At 60.4% G+C, this 13,551-nt stretch carries 15 protein-coding genes; 3 read left to right on the forward strand and 12 right to left on the reverse strand.

The annotated features are described in order from the left end of the window. Positions 1–2: 2 nt before the first annotated feature. The gene (gene nhaA, locus HZ99_RS23885) at positions 3–1,190 is read right to left on the reverse strand and encodes a Na+/H+ antiporter NhaA (protein ID WP_038446510.1); all 1,188 of its coding nucleotides are present in this window, start codon (positions 1,188–1,190) and stop codon (positions 3–5) included. A gap of 216 nt (positions 1,191–1,406) precedes the next feature. Here nhaA and HZ99_RS23890 point away from each other — a divergent pair, with 216 nt between their 5' ends. Beyond that, complete coding sequence (locus HZ99_RS23890) at positions 1,407–2,501, forward strand: PLP-dependent cysteine synthase family protein (RefSeq protein WP_038446512.1); 1,095 nt, start codon at positions 1,407–1,409, stop codon at positions 2,499–2,501. A gap of 79 nt (positions 2,502–2,580) precedes the next feature. Here HZ99_RS23890 and HZ99_RS23895 read toward each other — a convergent pair whose 3' ends face one another. Next, positions 2,581–4,194 (reverse strand): NAD(P)/FAD-dependent oxidoreductase, encoded by a 1,614-nt coding sequence (locus HZ99_RS23895; RefSeq protein WP_038446513.1) that lies wholly within the window; start codon positions 4,192–4,194, stop codon positions 2,581–2,583. A gap of 106 nt (positions 4,195–4,300) precedes the next feature. Next, a complete protein-coding gene (locus tag HZ99_RS23900; RefSeq protein ID WP_038446515.1) occupies positions 4,301–4,972 on the reverse strand; it encodes a COG3650 family protein in 672 nt (223 codons plus the stop codon). A gap of 172 nt (positions 4,973–5,144) precedes the next feature. On the opposite strand from HZ99_RS23900, the gene HZ99_RS23905 reads away from it, so the two are divergent. Continuing rightward, complete coding sequence (locus HZ99_RS23905) at positions 5,145–5,501, forward strand: hypothetical protein (protein WP_038446517.1); 357 nt, start codon at positions 5,145–5,147, stop codon at positions 5,499–5,501. A gap of 18 nt (positions 5,502–5,519) precedes the next feature. Here the strand turns inward: HZ99_RS23905 and HZ99_RS23910 are convergent, their stop codons facing one another. Further along, on the reverse strand, positions 5,520–6,119 hold the full coding sequence (locus HZ99_RS23910; RefSeq protein ID WP_038446518.1) for a short chain dehydrogenase: 600 nt from the start codon (positions 6,117–6,119) through the stop codon (positions 5,520–5,522). A 105-nt stretch (positions 6,120–6,224) separates the two neighbouring features. Between HZ99_RS23910 and HZ99_RS23915 the strand changes: the two genes are divergently transcribed. Next, a complete protein-coding gene (locus HZ99_RS23915) occupies positions 6,225–7,133 on the forward strand; it encodes a LysR family transcriptional regulator (RefSeq protein ID WP_038446520.1) in 909 nt (302 codons plus the stop codon). On the opposite strand, the gene HZ99_RS23920 is transcribed toward HZ99_RS23915, so the two are convergent. The 8 genes from HZ99_RS23920 to livH all read right to left on the reverse strand — a co-directional run bounded on the left by HZ99_RS23920 (position 7,130) and on the right by livH (position 13,474). Beyond that, the gene (locus HZ99_RS23920) at positions 7,130–7,615 is read right to left on the reverse strand and encodes a DoxX family protein (RefSeq protein ID WP_038446521.1); all 486 of its coding nucleotides are present in this window, start codon (positions 7,613–7,615) and stop codon (positions 7,130–7,132) included. The two genes, HZ99_RS23915 and HZ99_RS23920, sit on opposite strands and share 4 nt — an antisense overlap. Beyond that, the gene (locus HZ99_RS23925) at positions 7,612–8,388 is read right to left on the reverse strand and encodes a DNA-binding domain-containing protein (protein ID WP_038446523.1); all 777 of its coding nucleotides are present in this window, start codon (positions 8,386–8,388) and stop codon (positions 7,612–7,614) included. The genes HZ99_RS23920 and HZ99_RS23925 overlap by 4 nt, the downstream gene beginning before the upstream one ends. Further along, positions 8,385–9,266 carry a DUF692 domain-containing protein gene (locus tag HZ99_RS23930; protein WP_038446525.1) on the reverse strand — a complete coding sequence of 294 codons (882 nt, stop codon included), beginning with the start codon at positions 9,264–9,266 and terminating at the stop codon, positions 8,385–8,387. Before HZ99_RS23930 ends, HZ99_RS23925 begins: the two co-directional genes overlap by 4 nt. Positions 9,267–9,292: 26 nt before the next feature. Continuing rightward, positions 9,293–9,595: a DUF2282 domain-containing protein gene (locus HZ99_RS23935; RefSeq protein ID WP_038446526.1), complete on the reverse strand. Its 303-nt coding sequence runs from the start codon at positions 9,593–9,595 to the stop codon at positions 9,293–9,295. A 239-nt stretch (positions 9,596–9,834) separates the two neighbouring features. Next, entirely contained in the window at positions 9,835–10,536 is a 702-nt protein-coding gene (locus HZ99_RS23940; RefSeq protein ID WP_029297115.1) for an ABC transporter ATP-binding protein, read from the reverse strand. Continuing rightward, positions 10,537–11,304 carry a high-affinity branched-chain amino acid ABC transporter ATP-binding protein LivG gene (gene livG / locus HZ99_RS23945; protein WP_038446527.1) on the reverse strand — a complete coding sequence of 256 codons (768 nt, stop codon included), beginning with the start codon at positions 11,302–11,304 and terminating at the stop codon, positions 10,537–10,539. It lies immediately after the preceding gene. After that, entirely contained in the window at positions 11,301–12,554 is a 1,254-nt protein-coding gene (locus HZ99_RS23950) for a high-affinity branched-chain amino acid ABC transporter permease LivM (RefSeq protein WP_029297111.1), read from the reverse strand. The genes livG and HZ99_RS23950 overlap by 4 nt, the downstream gene beginning before the upstream one ends. Then, on the reverse strand, positions 12,551–13,474 hold the full coding sequence (gene livH, locus HZ99_RS23955) for a high-affinity branched-chain amino acid ABC transporter permease LivH (protein WP_038446529.1): 924 nt from the start codon (positions 13,472–13,474) through the stop codon (positions 12,551–12,553). Before livH ends, HZ99_RS23950 begins: the two co-directional genes overlap by 4 nt. Positions 13,475–13,551 lie beyond the last annotated feature (77 nt).

Below are 13,551 nucleotides of genomic sequence, written 5' to 3' on the forward strand. Positions count from 1 at the left end.
CGTTAAGTGCTGGTACCCACTGGCTTGCGACTGGCCATTGCCGTCACGGCATAACCAATCAACGCCGCAAGGATCGAGCCGGTGAGGATGCCCATCCGGTCCATTCCGGCGTATTCGCTACTGCCCGGCACGAACGCCAGCGAGCCGACAAACAGGCTCATGGTAAAGCCGATGCCGCACAGGATGGCCACGCCCATGACCTGGCCCCAATTGGCGCCGGTCGGCAGGGCGGCCAGCCCGGTTTTCACCGCGAGCCAGGTCAGGCCAAACACACCGATCGTCTTGCCCACCAGCAGGCCTGCGGCGATCCCCATTGGCACATGGTGGGTGAAGCTCTCCAGGTTGACCCCGGCCAGGGACACGCCGGCATTGGCAAAGGCGAACAGCGGCAGGATGCCGTAGGCCACCCAAGGGTGCAGGGCGTGTTCCAGGCCCAGCAGCGGCGAGGGTTCGGCGTTCTTGGTGCGCAGAGGGATGCAGAACGCCAGGGTGACGCCAGCCAGGGTGGCATGCACACCACTTTTGAGTACGCAGACCCACAGGATCAGGCCAACGATCAGATACGGCCCCAGTTTCACCACCCCCAGGCGGTTCATGGCTATCAGTGCGACAAGACAGGCGCCTGCACCTGCCAGTGACGCGGTGGACAGTTCGCTGGAGTAAAAAATAGCGATGACGATGATGGCGCCCAGGTCATCGATGATCGCCAGGGTCATCAGGAACAGCTTCAGCGACACTGGCACACGCTTGCCCAGCAGCGCCAGGACCCCAAGGGCAAAGGCAATATCGGTGGCCATCGGGATGGCCCAGCCACCCAGGGCGGCTGGGTTATCTTTGTTCAGCGCCCAGTAGATCAGCGCCGGTACCACCATGCCGCCAATGGCCGCAGCGCCTGGCAGCACGACCTGGGAAGGCTTGGACAAATGGCCGTCGAGCAATTCGCGCTTGACCTCCAGTCCGATCAGCAGGAAGAACAAGGCCATCAGGCCGTCGTTGATCCATAGCAGCGACGGCTTGGCGATTTGCAGGGCGCCGATCTGTACCGCCACGGGCACATCGAGAAAGCTGTTGTACAGATACGACAGCGGTGAGTTGTTGATGATCAGGGCCAGGGCGGCTGCAGCGATCAGTAACAGACCGCTGGCCGCTTCAAGCTGGAAGAAACGAGTAAACGTGCTACGCAGAGGCAAGGGATGCTCTCCAATCAAAGTTCAATAGGGGGGTACCCTAACCCGTACTGTTAGTTGTTAAAACAAAAGTTATATTCTTTTTTGTTATATAAAAGTGCCTGGGTATGGATTGCGCCAAAGCCTAGCAATTGTGTGTCGAATTGAGTCATGACTGTATCTGTGTGCAGTGTAGGAAACGCCCTAACATTCAGCTTGAAAACCTAATGGAACCTGAGCATGAGCGACCACCGTCCGTGGGCCCGAGAGGCCATCCGCATTATTGAAGCGGACTTCCAGCGCAGCGCCGACACCCACCTGATTCCGCTGCCGTTGCCAGGCTTGCCGGGGATCGAGTTGTATTTCAAGGATGAGTCCAGCCACCCCACCGGTAGCCTGAAGCACCGGTTGGCCCGCTCCTTGTTCCTGTATGCCCTGTGCAACGGTTGGCTCAAACCCGGCGCACCGGTGATCGAGGCTTCCAGCGGTTCGACAGCGATCTCCGAGGCGTACTTCGCGCGCTTGCTGGGCCTGCCGTTCATTGCGGTGATGCCAGCGACCACGTCCCAGGAAAAGATTGCACAGATCGCCTTTTACGGCGGCAAGAGCCACCTGGTGCAGGATCCCACGCAGATCTACGCCGAATCCGAGCGCCTGGCACAGGAAAGTGGCGGGCACTTCATGGACCAGTTCACTTACGCCGAGCGAGCCACCGACTGGCGGGCGAACAACAATATTGCCGAATCGATCTTCCAACAGCTGCGCTTCGAGCGGCATCCAGAGCCGAGCTGGTTGATTTCCAGCCCGGGCACCGGCGGTACCACGGCGACCCTGGGACGTTATGTGCGTTATCGCCAGCATTGCACCCGGGTGTTGTGTGCCGACGCCGAGCGTTCGGTGTTCTTCGAGTACTACCAGACCGGTGATACCCGTTTGCGCCTGGATTGCGGTTCGCGGATCGAGGGCATCGGTCGGCCACGGGTGGAGGCATCGTTCCTGCCCAGGGTGATCGATGCGATGGTCAAGGTGCCTGATGCCTTGTCGTTGGCGGCCATGCATTACCTGGCGCAACGCTTGGGACGGCGGGTCGGGGGTTCCAGCGGCACGAACCTGATAGGCGCATTGATTGCCGCGCAGCGGATGCAGGCGGCAGGGGAGTCGGGGTCTATCGTGGCGATTCTGTGTGACGGTGGCGAGCGTTATGCCACGACGTATTACGATGATGCGTGGTTGGTCGGGCAGGGCTATCAGTTGGAGGAACTGATCGACGCTGTTGCAGCCTGCGCCGAACGGGGTGAATCGTTGCCGGACAGCATCCTGCGCGCAAACATCTAAAACTGTAGGAGCCGGCTTGCCGGCGATGGCGTCCCTGAGACCACCATCGCCGGCAAGCCGGCTCCTACAGAGGGTCGTGTCAGGCTTCCAGGCCCAACATGTCCCGCGCTACGGCTTCGGCGATCCGGATCCCGTCAACGCCCGCCGACAAGATGCCACCGGCATAACCTGCGCCTTCGCCGGCCGGGAACAGGCCTTTGACATTCAAGCTCTGCATCGACGCATCGCGGGTGATCCGCAGCGGCGACGAGGTGCGGGTTTCGATCCCGGTCAGGACCGCGTCATGCAGCGAGTAGCCCTTGATCTGCTTCTCAAAGGCCGGCAACGCTTCGCGGATGGCCTCGATGGCGAAGTCTGGCAAGGCCAGGGCCAAGTCGCCCAGGGCTACGCCTGGCTTGTAGGAAGGCTCCACGCTGCCGATGCTCGTGGATGGCTTGCCGGCGATGAAATCACCCACCAGTTGCGCCGGCGCTTCGTAGTTGCTGCCGCCGAGGATGAACGCGTGGGACTCCAGGCGCTCCTGCAACTCGATCCCGGCCAGTGGGCCACCTGGGTAGTCCACTTCAGGGGTGATGCCGACCACGATCCCGGAGTTGGCGTTGCGTTCGTTACGCGAATACTGGCTCATGCCATTGGTCACAACCCGGTTCGGCTCGGAAGTGGCCGCCACCACCGTACCGCCCGGGCACATGCAGAAGCTGTACACCGAGCGGCCGTTCTTGGCGTGGTGTACCAGCTTGTAGTCGGCCGCGCCCAGTTTCGGGTGCCCGGCATATTTGCCCAGGCGCGCGGCGTCGATCAGCGACTGCGGGTGTTCGATCCGGAAACCCACCGAGAAAGGCTTGGCTTCCATGTACACGCCACGGCCGTGAAGCATGCGGAAGGTATCGCGGGCGCTATGGCCAAGGGCAAGGATCACGTGTTTGGAGAGGATCTGCTCGCCACTATCGACCACCACGCCGTTCAACTGGCCGTTTTCGATCAGCACGTCGGTGACTCGCTGTTCAAAGCGCACCTCACCGCCCAGGGCGATGATCTGCTGGCGCATGTTTTCCACCACGCCGGTCAGGCGGAAGGTGCCGATGTGCGGCTTGCTGACGTAGAGGATTTCGTCCGGCGCGCCGGCCTTGACGAACTCGTGCAACACCTTGCGTCCGTGAAATTTCGGGTCCTTGATCTGGCTGTAGAGCTTGCCGTCGGAAAAGGTCCCGGCACCGCCCTCGCCGAACTGCACGTTGGACTCGGGGTTGAGTACGCTTTTGCGCCACAGGCCCCAGGTATCTTTGGTGCGCTGGCGCACTTCGCGACCGCGCTCGAGAATGATCGGCTTGAAGCCCATTTGAGCCAGCAGCAACCCGGCAAAGATCCCGCAAGGGCCAAAGCCGACCACGATAGGCCGCGCGCCCAGGTCTGCCGGTGCCTGGCCAACCACCTTGTAGCTGACATCGGGTGCGGCGTTGATATTGTGATCATCGGCAAACTTGAGCAGCAGGGCGGCTTCGCCCTTGACCTCAAGGTCCACGGTATAGATGAAGCACAGTTCCGACGACTTCTTGCGTGCATCGTAGCTGCGTTTGAACAGGGTGAAATCGAGCAGATCATCACTGGCGATGCCCAGGCGCTGCACAATGGCAGGCCGCAGGTCTTCTTCGGGATGGTCGATGGGCAGCTTGAGTTCGGTGATTCGTAGCATGACAGGATCCGATATGCGGCGTTTGTTAAGGCCGGCGGTTTTGCAAACCGGCGATTATAAGCCCCAACGGCGGTTTCCCGTCATGCTAAAACAGCGCAGGGTCGAATCAGTCGTCCCGTGATCCGCCAAACGCAGCACAGCCACGCTGCACCTGACCGTTGATCCGGAGTTCGGCGCTCATGTGTTGCAGGCTGCCGCTGACGCTATCGATGCAGCGCTGGGGCGCGACCCACAGTTCGATTTTCTGGCCGTTGGCTTCGGTGGTGAGGTTGAAGCGGCCATCACCCAGTTGCTCTTCCACATAAGGTACCGGCAACGGAGGTTGGCCCTCGCGTTGCAAGACCATGCCCTTGTTGGTCACATTCAGCGCCCAGGCCGGTTTGTGGCCATTGGCGCGCAGGATCATGCGCTTGAAGTCCGGGTCGTCACAGGCCGAGGTCGAGCGTTCGACGCGGTACAGCTGTTGCAGGTCGACCTGCCCCTGAGTGCCGCTGGCGACCCCGGAAAATTTGCCGCGCAGGTCGGCAAACAATGCCCCTTGCTGGCCGGCCAGGGACGCCGCTTCCTGGAGGATGCTGGTGCCACCGCTATCGTTGACCACATAGTTGCGCTGGTCATGGCAGGGCTGGAACAGCAGCTTGTCGCCGATGGCTGTCAGTTCACCCTGCATGCGAGTCAAACCCGCGGTGGAGGGTTTGGCCGGGTCGCCTTCAAACATCTGGCAGGCAGTGAACAAGGGCAGCAGGGCAAACAGAGTGAGGATTCGGGCGGCGAGCATTATCGGGTCTCCTGATAAGTGCCGTCACGTTACGCAGGCTGGCGTCGCATCACAAGCTGGTGAGGAAGTCTGAATAGGTTTCAGCATTTTTAAGAGGCTGGATCCAAGCCTTTTCCCCTGGTTCCTGTGTCAGCCTTATGCAACTTTTACTGTTTTGCGAAGGAGCATTTGCATGAATATTCGATGGGCCTTTTTCCTCTTGGCCGGGATGGCGTCTCTGGCCTGGGCCGAGCCTGCGGCCAAGCTGTTCTACCGCTCACAGGCCGACTTCACTGAGATGACGTTGACCCTGAAAAAAGCCCACAACCTGCAGCCCGATTTGATTGAGGTCGAAGTGAAGCTGACGCCCGAGGCCAGGGAGCGCACGAAAGCGTTGACCCTGGCGGCCCTGCATAAGCCGGTGACGCTCTATCTCAATGGCCGGCAGCTTAATACTGCGACGGTCCAGGGCGTGCTCGACGCCCCGGGCCTGAGGTTCTCCATCCCCCGCGAGCAGTTGCTGGAGATGATGCCGTCGTTGCTCAAATAAAGCTGGCTGAGCCCCCATTCAACCTACGATATAGGTTTGTCCGGTCTGTAGGCCTTCCACACTCTTGGCATAGGCCAGTGCTACATCCGCCGCAGGAACCGGCTTAAAGCCCCTGAAGTAAGGCGCATAGCTGCCCATGGCTTCCACCAGTACGCTAGGGCTGACCGAGTTGATACGCAGACCCCGTGGCAGCTCAATCGCTGCGGCTTTCACAAAAGCATCAATGGCACCGTTGACCAGCGCCGCCGAGGCGCCGGTACGGATCGGGTCGCGGTTGAGGATGCCGCTGGTGAAGGTGAAAGACGCACCGTCGTTGGCAAACTCGCGGCCAATCAGCAATAGGTTGACCTGGCCCATCAGCTTGTCTTGCAGGCCGAGGTCGAAGTGGCTGGCGTCCATTTCTCCCAGGGGCACGAAGTTGACGCTGCCGGCGGCACACACCAGGGCATCGAACTTACCGGTTTGCGCAAACAGTCGGCGGATCGAGGCGCTGTCGCTGATATCGACGTGAAAGTCGCCACTGTTGCGGCCAATGCTGATCACTTCATGGCGCTGGGATAGTTCGGTCTTGACCGCCGAGCCCACCGTGCCGTTGGCGCCTATCAACAGGATTTTCATGGTGCGGTTCCTCAAAGGGTTTGGGTGAGCCCTGAGTCTAGAGTGGTTTTTTCTATGGATAAGCGCGCTAATGGGCAACCTTTGGTTTTCAAATGGAAACAATCCATGAGCGAGATGGATGATTTGGCGGCGTTTGCGGTGTTGATCGAAGCCGGTAGCTTTACCTTGGCGGCCCAGCAGCTGGGATGCAGCAAGGGCCAGTTGTCCAAGCGCATCAGCCAGTTGGAGGCGCAATTTTCGGTAGTCTTGTTGCATCGCACCACTCGACGACTCAGTCTGACGGCCGCCGGGGCGGCGTTATTGCCTCAAGCCCAGGGGCTGGTGATCCAGGCCGAGCGTGCCCGACAGGCATTGGCGCGGCTCAAGGACGATTTGGCTGGGCCAGTGCGTATGACGGTTCCGGTGTCTTTGGGAGAAACCTTCTTCGACGGTCTTTTGTTGGAGTTTTCCGGGCGGTATCCGCAGGTGCAGATCGAGTTGGACCTCAGCAATAGTTACCGCGACCTGGCCAGGGACGGTTTTGACTTGGCGGTGCGCTCAGAGGTCGCCAACGATGAGCGTCTGGTTGCCAAGCCCCTGTTGGCATGGCATGAAATGACCTGCGCCAGCCCGGCCTACCTGGAGCAATACGGTGAGCCGCTGACACCGTCGGAACTGGTTGGCCACCGCTGTTTGCTCAACAGCCACTACAGCGGGCGCGAAGAGTGGCTGTATCACCAGCAACACGAGTTGTTGAGGGTACGAGTGGATGGCACCTTTGCCTCCAATCACTACAACCTGCTGAAAAAGGCTGCGCTGGTGGGGGCCGGTATTGCCCGGCTGCCATCCTATCTGTTGCAAATGGAGCTGGCTGACGGCCGGCTGCGCTGGCTCCTGCGTGAATATCAGACTCGCAGTATGCCGATGTATCTGGTTCATCCCTATCAGGGCGGCCTGCCACGTCGTACCCAAGTGCTGGCCGACTACCTGGTCGGCTGGTTCAAGCGCAACGGCGAGGCGTTGGACCGGCTTTAACGCCAGCGCCGGGCAATCCAGTGATCAATAGACACTCGTCCTGGTCCCTTGGCCATCAGCACCAGCAGCAACGCGATCCAGGTGCCGTGGGTCGGGTAGGCATCCGGGTAGACAAACAGCTGGATCACCAGGGTCATGCCCAGTAACGCCAGGGCTGAAAAGCGTGTGGCAAGCCCCAGCAGAATCAGAACCGGGAAAAAGTGCTCCGCGAACGTGGCCATGTACGCGGCGACTTCAGCCGGCACAAGCGGTATCCGGTATTCACTTTGAAACAGCGGTACGGTGGAGCTTGCCAGGTGTGGCATACCCAGTTCGAAGGTGCCTTCGACGAGGTCGATGGCCAGGCCCTCGACTTTGGTCTGGCCAGACTTCCAGAACACCGCCGCAATGGAAAAGCGTGCGACAAGGGAGATCAGGCTGTAGGGGATTTTTTCAAAGGCTTGAGTGAGGCGTGTCATCAGATTCGGGGCGGCAGTGTTCATGGCTGTTCCTTGGTGTCGGTGTACAGGTCAGAGATGGCGCGATGGCTGATCAGCAGCTCCAGGCAGTGGTGCAGGTCAAATTCGCTGGACGCATCCAGGGCATACGCCACCGCCATTTCCAGTGGCCAACCATTGTTCAGGCTGTTGATAAACGCCACGCAGCCGCTGTCGATACAGAACACTTCGACCTCCAGGCCGTTGCGCAGGATCAACGCACTTTGCCCCTGCCAGGGGTCGAGGCTGGCGATGGTGTCGCTGGTTTGATGCGCGGCCCATAACGCCACCACGGCATAGTTCGATTGCAGGGTGGCAACGGAGGGATGCAATTGCAGGCGCACGTCGCCCAGGCTGAGCAGTTGTTGCAGTTGGTTTATGACGGCCTGTGGATCGGCGACCGGCCTGTCGGCAGCGTGATAAGCGTCGATCCGCAAGCGTTCCAGCCGAGCGACGTCGGCCAGGTACGTCACTTTGGCGGCGGGGGCGAACCCCTGGATAAAGTCAGCCAAGTCACTGCCGTACTCATTGAGCCGGGGGCTGGTGGGCGGATACCCCTGCACATACAGGCCGGCCATGGCGTTGAAAAACTTATCGCCCACCAGTTGCCGGGTCACGGGGTAGCTGTCGGCCAGGGCATTGATCAACGAGTTGTGGACGTTGTTGCGGTACACCGCAAAACGACTGGCGGGGTCGGCGCCATTGCGGCTGAACAAACCCTCGGGGCAAGGCAGGTCCGGTGCCAACAGGGCCTGGGTAAACGCTCGGTGCAGGGTCATGGGCGCACCGCCGCCGCCAGCAGGTGCTGGTCCGCATGCCTTGCTTCGGCGAGCAACACACTGAAGGCTGGCACATTGTTGTCGCGCTCGATCAATGTCGGCACGGGCCCGGTACCGTGTAGCGCCTGCTGATACAGCTGCCAGACGGCGTTGTCGATAGGCGCGCCATGATCATCAATCAGCAGACGGTCGCCGAGGTTGTCGGCGTCTTCGCAAAAGCCTGCTAGATGTATCTCGCCCACGGCATGTAACGGCAACGCATTAAGGTAGGCCAACGGATCCTGCTGATGATTGATGCAGGACACATACACATTGTTCACGTCCAGCAGCAAGCCGCAGCCGGTACGCCGGATGACTTCGCTGATAAAGTCGGTTTCGTCCAGGGTGGAACGCTGGAACTGCAGATAGGTCGACGGGTTTTCCAGCAACATGCGCCGCTTGAGGATGGTTTGTACCTGGTCAATGTGTTCGCACACCCGCTTGAGGGCCGCGTCGTCATACGCCAGGGGCAGCAGGTCGTTGAGAAACACCGGGCCGTGACTGGACCAGGCCAGGTGTTCGGAAAAGGATTGGGGTTGATAGCGCGCCACCAGTGCCGCGAGGCGAGCAAGGTGCTCCTGGCTCAGCGGGCCTTCGCCGCCGATGGACAGGCCGACGCCGTGCAGCGACAGCGGATATTGCTCGCGGATCAATCCCAGGTAGTGATGAAAAGGCCCGCCGGCCACCATGTAGTTTTCGGCGTGGACTTCAAAAAAACCAATATCGGGCAGGGTGGCGAGCACTTCCTGGAAATGCTCGCTCTTGAGCCCCAGCCCGGCCCGGCGGGGCAGGCCGGGTGCCTGAGCCCGAGGGACATCAGGCAAGGATGAAAGCGTCATCGTCGATACTCAGGCGTGGGAAGGGTTCAGGACTTGGCTTTGTAGGCTTCCAGTTGGCCGAAGCCGGTCGGCGAGGTTTTGCTTTCCATCTTCATACAGGTGCCTTCTGGAACCAGGTTCCAGGCGTTGGCCTGGTAGTCGGTTTTCGAGGTGCCTGCACAGGTGGTGCCGGCGCCTGCCGCGCAGTCGTTCTTGCCTTTGAGGGCAACGCCGAAGCATTTCTCCATCTTCGCCTCGTCGGCATGGGCGGCAGTAGTCAGGGCATTCAGGCTCAAGGCGGAACCCAGGGCCAGGACGAGGGTGGCGGCGGACAGTGAACGGGTGGTCATGGTATTTCTCCAGCAGTGGGTGGGTAAGCAAGCGTTTGTGCTTGCTCACCCCACTAGAGAAAGGGGGGAGAGGATCGTTACAAGTGGATCGAAAATAACTTAAAACAACGCAGATCTACGCGTCACACAAAACAACTGTGGGAGCGGGCTTGCTCGCGATAGAGGTGTGCCAGCCCATACATCCGGCCCTGATACACCGCCATCGCGGGCAAGCCCGCTCCCACAGTTTTGCCCCGTTTTTAGCCGCCCAGGTACGCCTCACGTACTTTCGGATCGGTCAGCAGTTGCTCGCCGCTGCCCTGCATCACCACCCGGCCGTTTTCCAGCACATAGGCGCGGTCGGCAATTTTCAACGCCTGGTTGGCGTTCTGCTCCACCAAAAACACCGTCACACCGTCCTTGCGCAGTTGTTCGATGATGTCGAAGATCTGCTGGATGATGATCGGTGCCAGGCCCAGGGAGGGTTCGTCCAACAACAGCAACTTGGGCTTGCTCATCAGCGCGCGACCGATGGCGAGCATTTGCTGCTCGCCACCGGACATGGTGCCGCCGCGCTGGCTGAAACGCTCCTTGAGCCGAGGGAACAGGTGCAGCACCTTGTCCATCTGCTCCTGATAGTCGCCCTTGTCGGTAAAGAACCCACCCATGGCAAGGTTCTCTTCAACGGTCAGGCGGGCGAACACCCGACGGCCTTCCGGGACCACAGCAATGCTTTTGCGCATGATCGCCGCAGAGTGCTGGCCCACCAATTCCTCACCCATGTAGCGGATGCTGCCGCTGTGAGCCTGGGGCGAACCGCACAGGGTCATCAGCAAGGTGGACTTGCCGGCACCGTTGGCGCCGATCAGCGTGACGATCTCGCCCTGGCGCACTTCCACGTTGACGTCGTGCAGGGCCTGGATCTTGCCGTAGAAAGTGGAAACGTTTTCAAATTGCAGCATTTACGCTTCCCCCAAATAGGCTTTGATCACTTCCGGGTTGTCGCGGATCTGCTCCGGCGTCCCGTTGGCCAATGGCGTGCCCTGGTTGATCACGACGATATGGTCGGAAATGCTCATGACCAGTTTCATGTCGTGTTCGATCAGTAGCACGGTGGCGTTGTTTTCTTCACGCAGCACACCGATCAATGCCTTGAGGTCTTCGGTTTCCTTGGGGTTGAGGCCCGCAGCCGGTTCGTCGAGCATCAGGATCCGCGGGCGGGTCATCATGCAGCGGGCGATTTCCAGGCGACGTTGCTGACCATAGGCCAGGGTGCCGGCCGGCCGGTTGGCAAACTCGGTGAGGTTGACCTTGTCCAGCCAGTACGCGGCGTACTCCATGGCCTCGCGCTCGCTCTTGCGGAACGCCGGGGTCTTGAACAGGCCTGCGAAGAAGTTGGTGTTCAGGTGCCGGTGCTGGGCAATCAGCAGGTTTTCCACTGCTGTCATGTCCTTGAACAACCGCACGTTCTGGAAGGTCCGCACCACGCCCTTGCGGGCGATCTCGTGACCGGCCAGGCCCTGGATCGGCTGGCCATCCAGCAGGATGCTGCCACCGGCCGGCTTGTAGAAACCGGTCAGGCAGTTGAACACCGTGGTCTTGCCGGCACCGTTGGGGCCGATCAGCGCGACCACTTGTTTTTCTTTCACGGTCAGGGCTACGCCATTGACCGCCAGCAAGCCGCCGAAGCGCATGCTCAGGTTTTCGACTTTCAGGATCTCGCGGCTCATTTGCGCAGCTCCATGTGTGGACGTTGCATGGGCAGCAGGCCTTGAGGGCGCCAGATCATCATCAGCACCATCATGGCGCCGAACATCAACATGCGGTACTCGCTGAACTCACGCATCAGTTCCGGCAGCAGGATCATCACGATGGCCGCCAGGATCACGCCCAACTGCGAACCCATGCCGCCCAGTACCACGATGGCGAGGATGATTGCCGACTCGATGAAGGTGAACGATTCCGGTGTCACCAGGCCTTGGCGAGCGGCGAAGAAGCTACCGGCAAAACCGGCGAACGCTGCACCCAGGGTGAAGGCGGAGAGCTTGATGATCGTCGGATTCAGGCCCAGTGCACGGCAGGCGATTTCGTCTTCACGCAACGCCTCCCAGGCACGCCCGATGGGCATGCGCAGCAGGCGGTTGATCACGAACAGCGCGGCCAGGGCCAGCAGCAAGGCGACCAGGTACAGGAACACCACCTTGCTCACAGGGTTGTAGGCAATCCCGAAGTACTCGTGGAATGTCTGCATGCCCTCGGCGGCGGAGCGATCAAACGACAAGCCGAAGAACGTTGGCTTGGGAATGCTGCTGATGCCGTTGGGGCCGCCCGTGATGTCGGTGAGGTTGCGCAGGAACAGGCGGATGATCTCACCGAAGCCCAGGGTCACGATGGCCAGGTAGTCGCCCCGCAGGCGCAACACCGGGAAGCCCAGCAGGAAACCGAACGTCGCCGCCGCCATGCCAGCCAGCGGCAGGCAGATCCAGAAGCTCCAGCCCAGGTAGTGCGAGAGCAGTGCGTAGGTGTAGGCGCCCACCGCGTAGAAGCCCACGTAGCCCAGGTCGAGCAGGCCGGCCAGGCCCACCACGATGTTCAGGCCCAGGCCGAGCAGCACGTAGATCAGGATCAGGGTGGCAATATCCACCGCACCACGGGAGCCGAAGAACGGCCAGATCAATGCGGCCACGATCAGGCCGATGATGATGTAGCGCTGGGTGCGCGGCAGGGTCAGGAACTGGCTGACCTTGGGCGAGACCAGCGGTCCACGATTGGACTTGAGCAGCGCACCGACCTGCTGGGTGAACAGCACCCGCAGGAACATCAGCACCGAGCACAGGGCAATGATGGTCAGTGTTACCGGCCCGGTGCCGTGGACTTCAAGGTTGATCCCGACAATGCTCAACTTGAGCCCGAGCACCGGAAAGGCCACGGCCCATACCAGCAAGGCGCTGAAAAACGCCGATTTAAGATATCTGCTCATACTTTCTCAACCTCCGGACGGCCCAGGATGCCGGTCGGCCGGAATAACAGCACCAGAACCAATAGACCGAATGCCACCACGTCCTTGTACTGGTCGCCGAAGATATCGGCGCCAAAGGCTTCGGCCACACCCAGCACCAGCCCGCCGAGCATCGCGCCCGGAATGCTGCCGATGCCGCCCAATACCGCTGCAGTGAAGGCCTTGAGGCCCACCAGGAAGCCGGCATTGGGGTTGATCACGCCATACTGCATGCTCAGCAACACGGCGGCGACGGCGGCCAGTGCGGCACCGATGACGAAGGTCAGGGCAATGATGTTGTTGGTGTTGATGCCCAACAGGTTGGCCATCTTGATGTCTTCGGCACAGGCCCGGCAGGCACGTCCCAGACGGGAGCGGGAGATGAACAGGGTCAGGCCCAGCATCGCCACCAGGGTGACGACGAAGACCAGGATCTGCATGTAGGAAATCAGGACTTCTTCTGCACCGCCCGGGCCAAAGGAAATACTTCCCGGGATCAGGTTGGGAATGGACTTGTCCTTGGAGTCCTGGGACAGCAATACGGTGTTCTGCAGGAAAATCGACATGCCGATGGCCGAAATCAACGGGATCAGACGGTTGCTGCCACGCAAGGGGCGGTATGCAACGCGTTCGATACTGTAGCCGTAGGCACTGGTTACGACGATCGACGCCAGGAACGCGGCAGTCATCAGCAGCGGCAGGGAGTGGATACCCATCATGGCCAGCCCGGCAAGGGCGATGAAGGCCACGTAGGAGCCAATCATGTACACCTCGCCATGGGCGAAGTTGATCATTCCAATGATGCCGTAAACCATTGTGTAGCCAATGGCTATCAAGGCATAGGTGCTGCCAATGGTCAGGCCATTAACCAGCTGTTGGAAAAAATGATAGATCTCAGGCATTACAGCGCTCCTAAAAACCCGATACGCATTTCACTGGTGGAGTCATCTTCCAGCTTGGTGCTGTGTTCTGTGACCAC

It is taken from the genome of Pseudomonas fluorescens (genome assembly GCF_000730425.1).
Taxonomy (GTDB): domain Bacteria; phylum Pseudomonadota; class Gammaproteobacteria; order Pseudomonadales; family Pseudomonadaceae; genus Aquipseudomonas; species Aquipseudomonas fluorescens_X.

Excerpts from the sequence above, each read along its gene's own strand:
- HZ99_RS23915 (WP_038446520.1), top strand. The coding sequence starts at position 6,225 with ATGAGCGAGATGGATGATTTGGCGGCGTTTGCGGTGTTGATCGAAGCC.
- HZ99_RS23930 (WP_038446525.1), bottom strand. The coding sequence starts at position 9,266 with ATGACGCTTTCATCCTTGCCTGATGTCCCTCGGGCTCAGGCACCCGGC.
- livH (WP_038446529.1), bottom strand. The coding sequence starts at position 13,474 with ATGCCTGAGATCTATCATTTTTTCCAACAGCTGGTTAATGGCCTGACC.
- HZ99_RS23935 (WP_038446526.1), bottom strand. The coding sequence starts at position 9,595 with ATGACCACCCGTTCACTGTCCGCCGCCACCCTCGTCCTGGCCCTGGGT.
- HZ99_RS23890 (WP_038446512.1), top strand. The coding sequence starts at position 1,407 with ATGAGCGACCACCGTCCGTGGGCCCGAGAGGCCATCCGCATTATTGAA.
- HZ99_RS23920 (WP_038446521.1), bottom strand. The coding sequence starts at position 7,615 with ATGAACACTGCCGCCCCGAATCTGATGACACGCCTCACTCAAGCCTTT.
- livG (WP_038446527.1), bottom strand. The coding sequence starts at position 11,304 with ATGAGCCGCGAGATCCTGAAAGTCGAAAACCTGAGCATGCGCTTCGGC.
- HZ99_RS23940 (WP_029297115.1), bottom strand. The coding sequence starts at position 10,536 with ATGCTGCAATTTGAAAACGTTTCCACTTTCTACGGCAAGATCCAGGCC.
- HZ99_RS23925 (WP_038446523.1), bottom strand. The coding sequence starts at position 8,388 with ATGACCCTGCACCGAGCGTTTACCCAGGCCCTGTTGGCACCGGACCTG.
- HZ99_RS23900 (WP_038446515.1), bottom strand. The coding sequence starts at position 4,972 with ATGCTCGCCGCCCGAATCCTCACTCTGTTTGCCCTGCTGCCCTTGTTC.
- HZ99_RS23905 (WP_038446517.1), top strand. The coding sequence starts at position 5,145 with ATGAATATTCGATGGGCCTTTTTCCTCTTGGCCGGGATGGCGTCTCTG.
- HZ99_RS23950 (WP_029297111.1), bottom strand. The coding sequence starts at position 12,554 with ATGAGCAGATATCTTAAATCGGCGTTTTTCAGCGCCTTGCTGGTATGG.
- HZ99_RS23910 (WP_038446518.1), bottom strand. The coding sequence starts at position 6,119 with ATGAAAATCCTGTTGATAGGCGCCAACGGCACGGTGGGCTCGGCGGTC.
- HZ99_RS23895 (WP_038446513.1), bottom strand. The coding sequence starts at position 4,194 with ATGCTACGAATCACCGAACTCAAGCTGCCCATCGACCATCCCGAAGAA.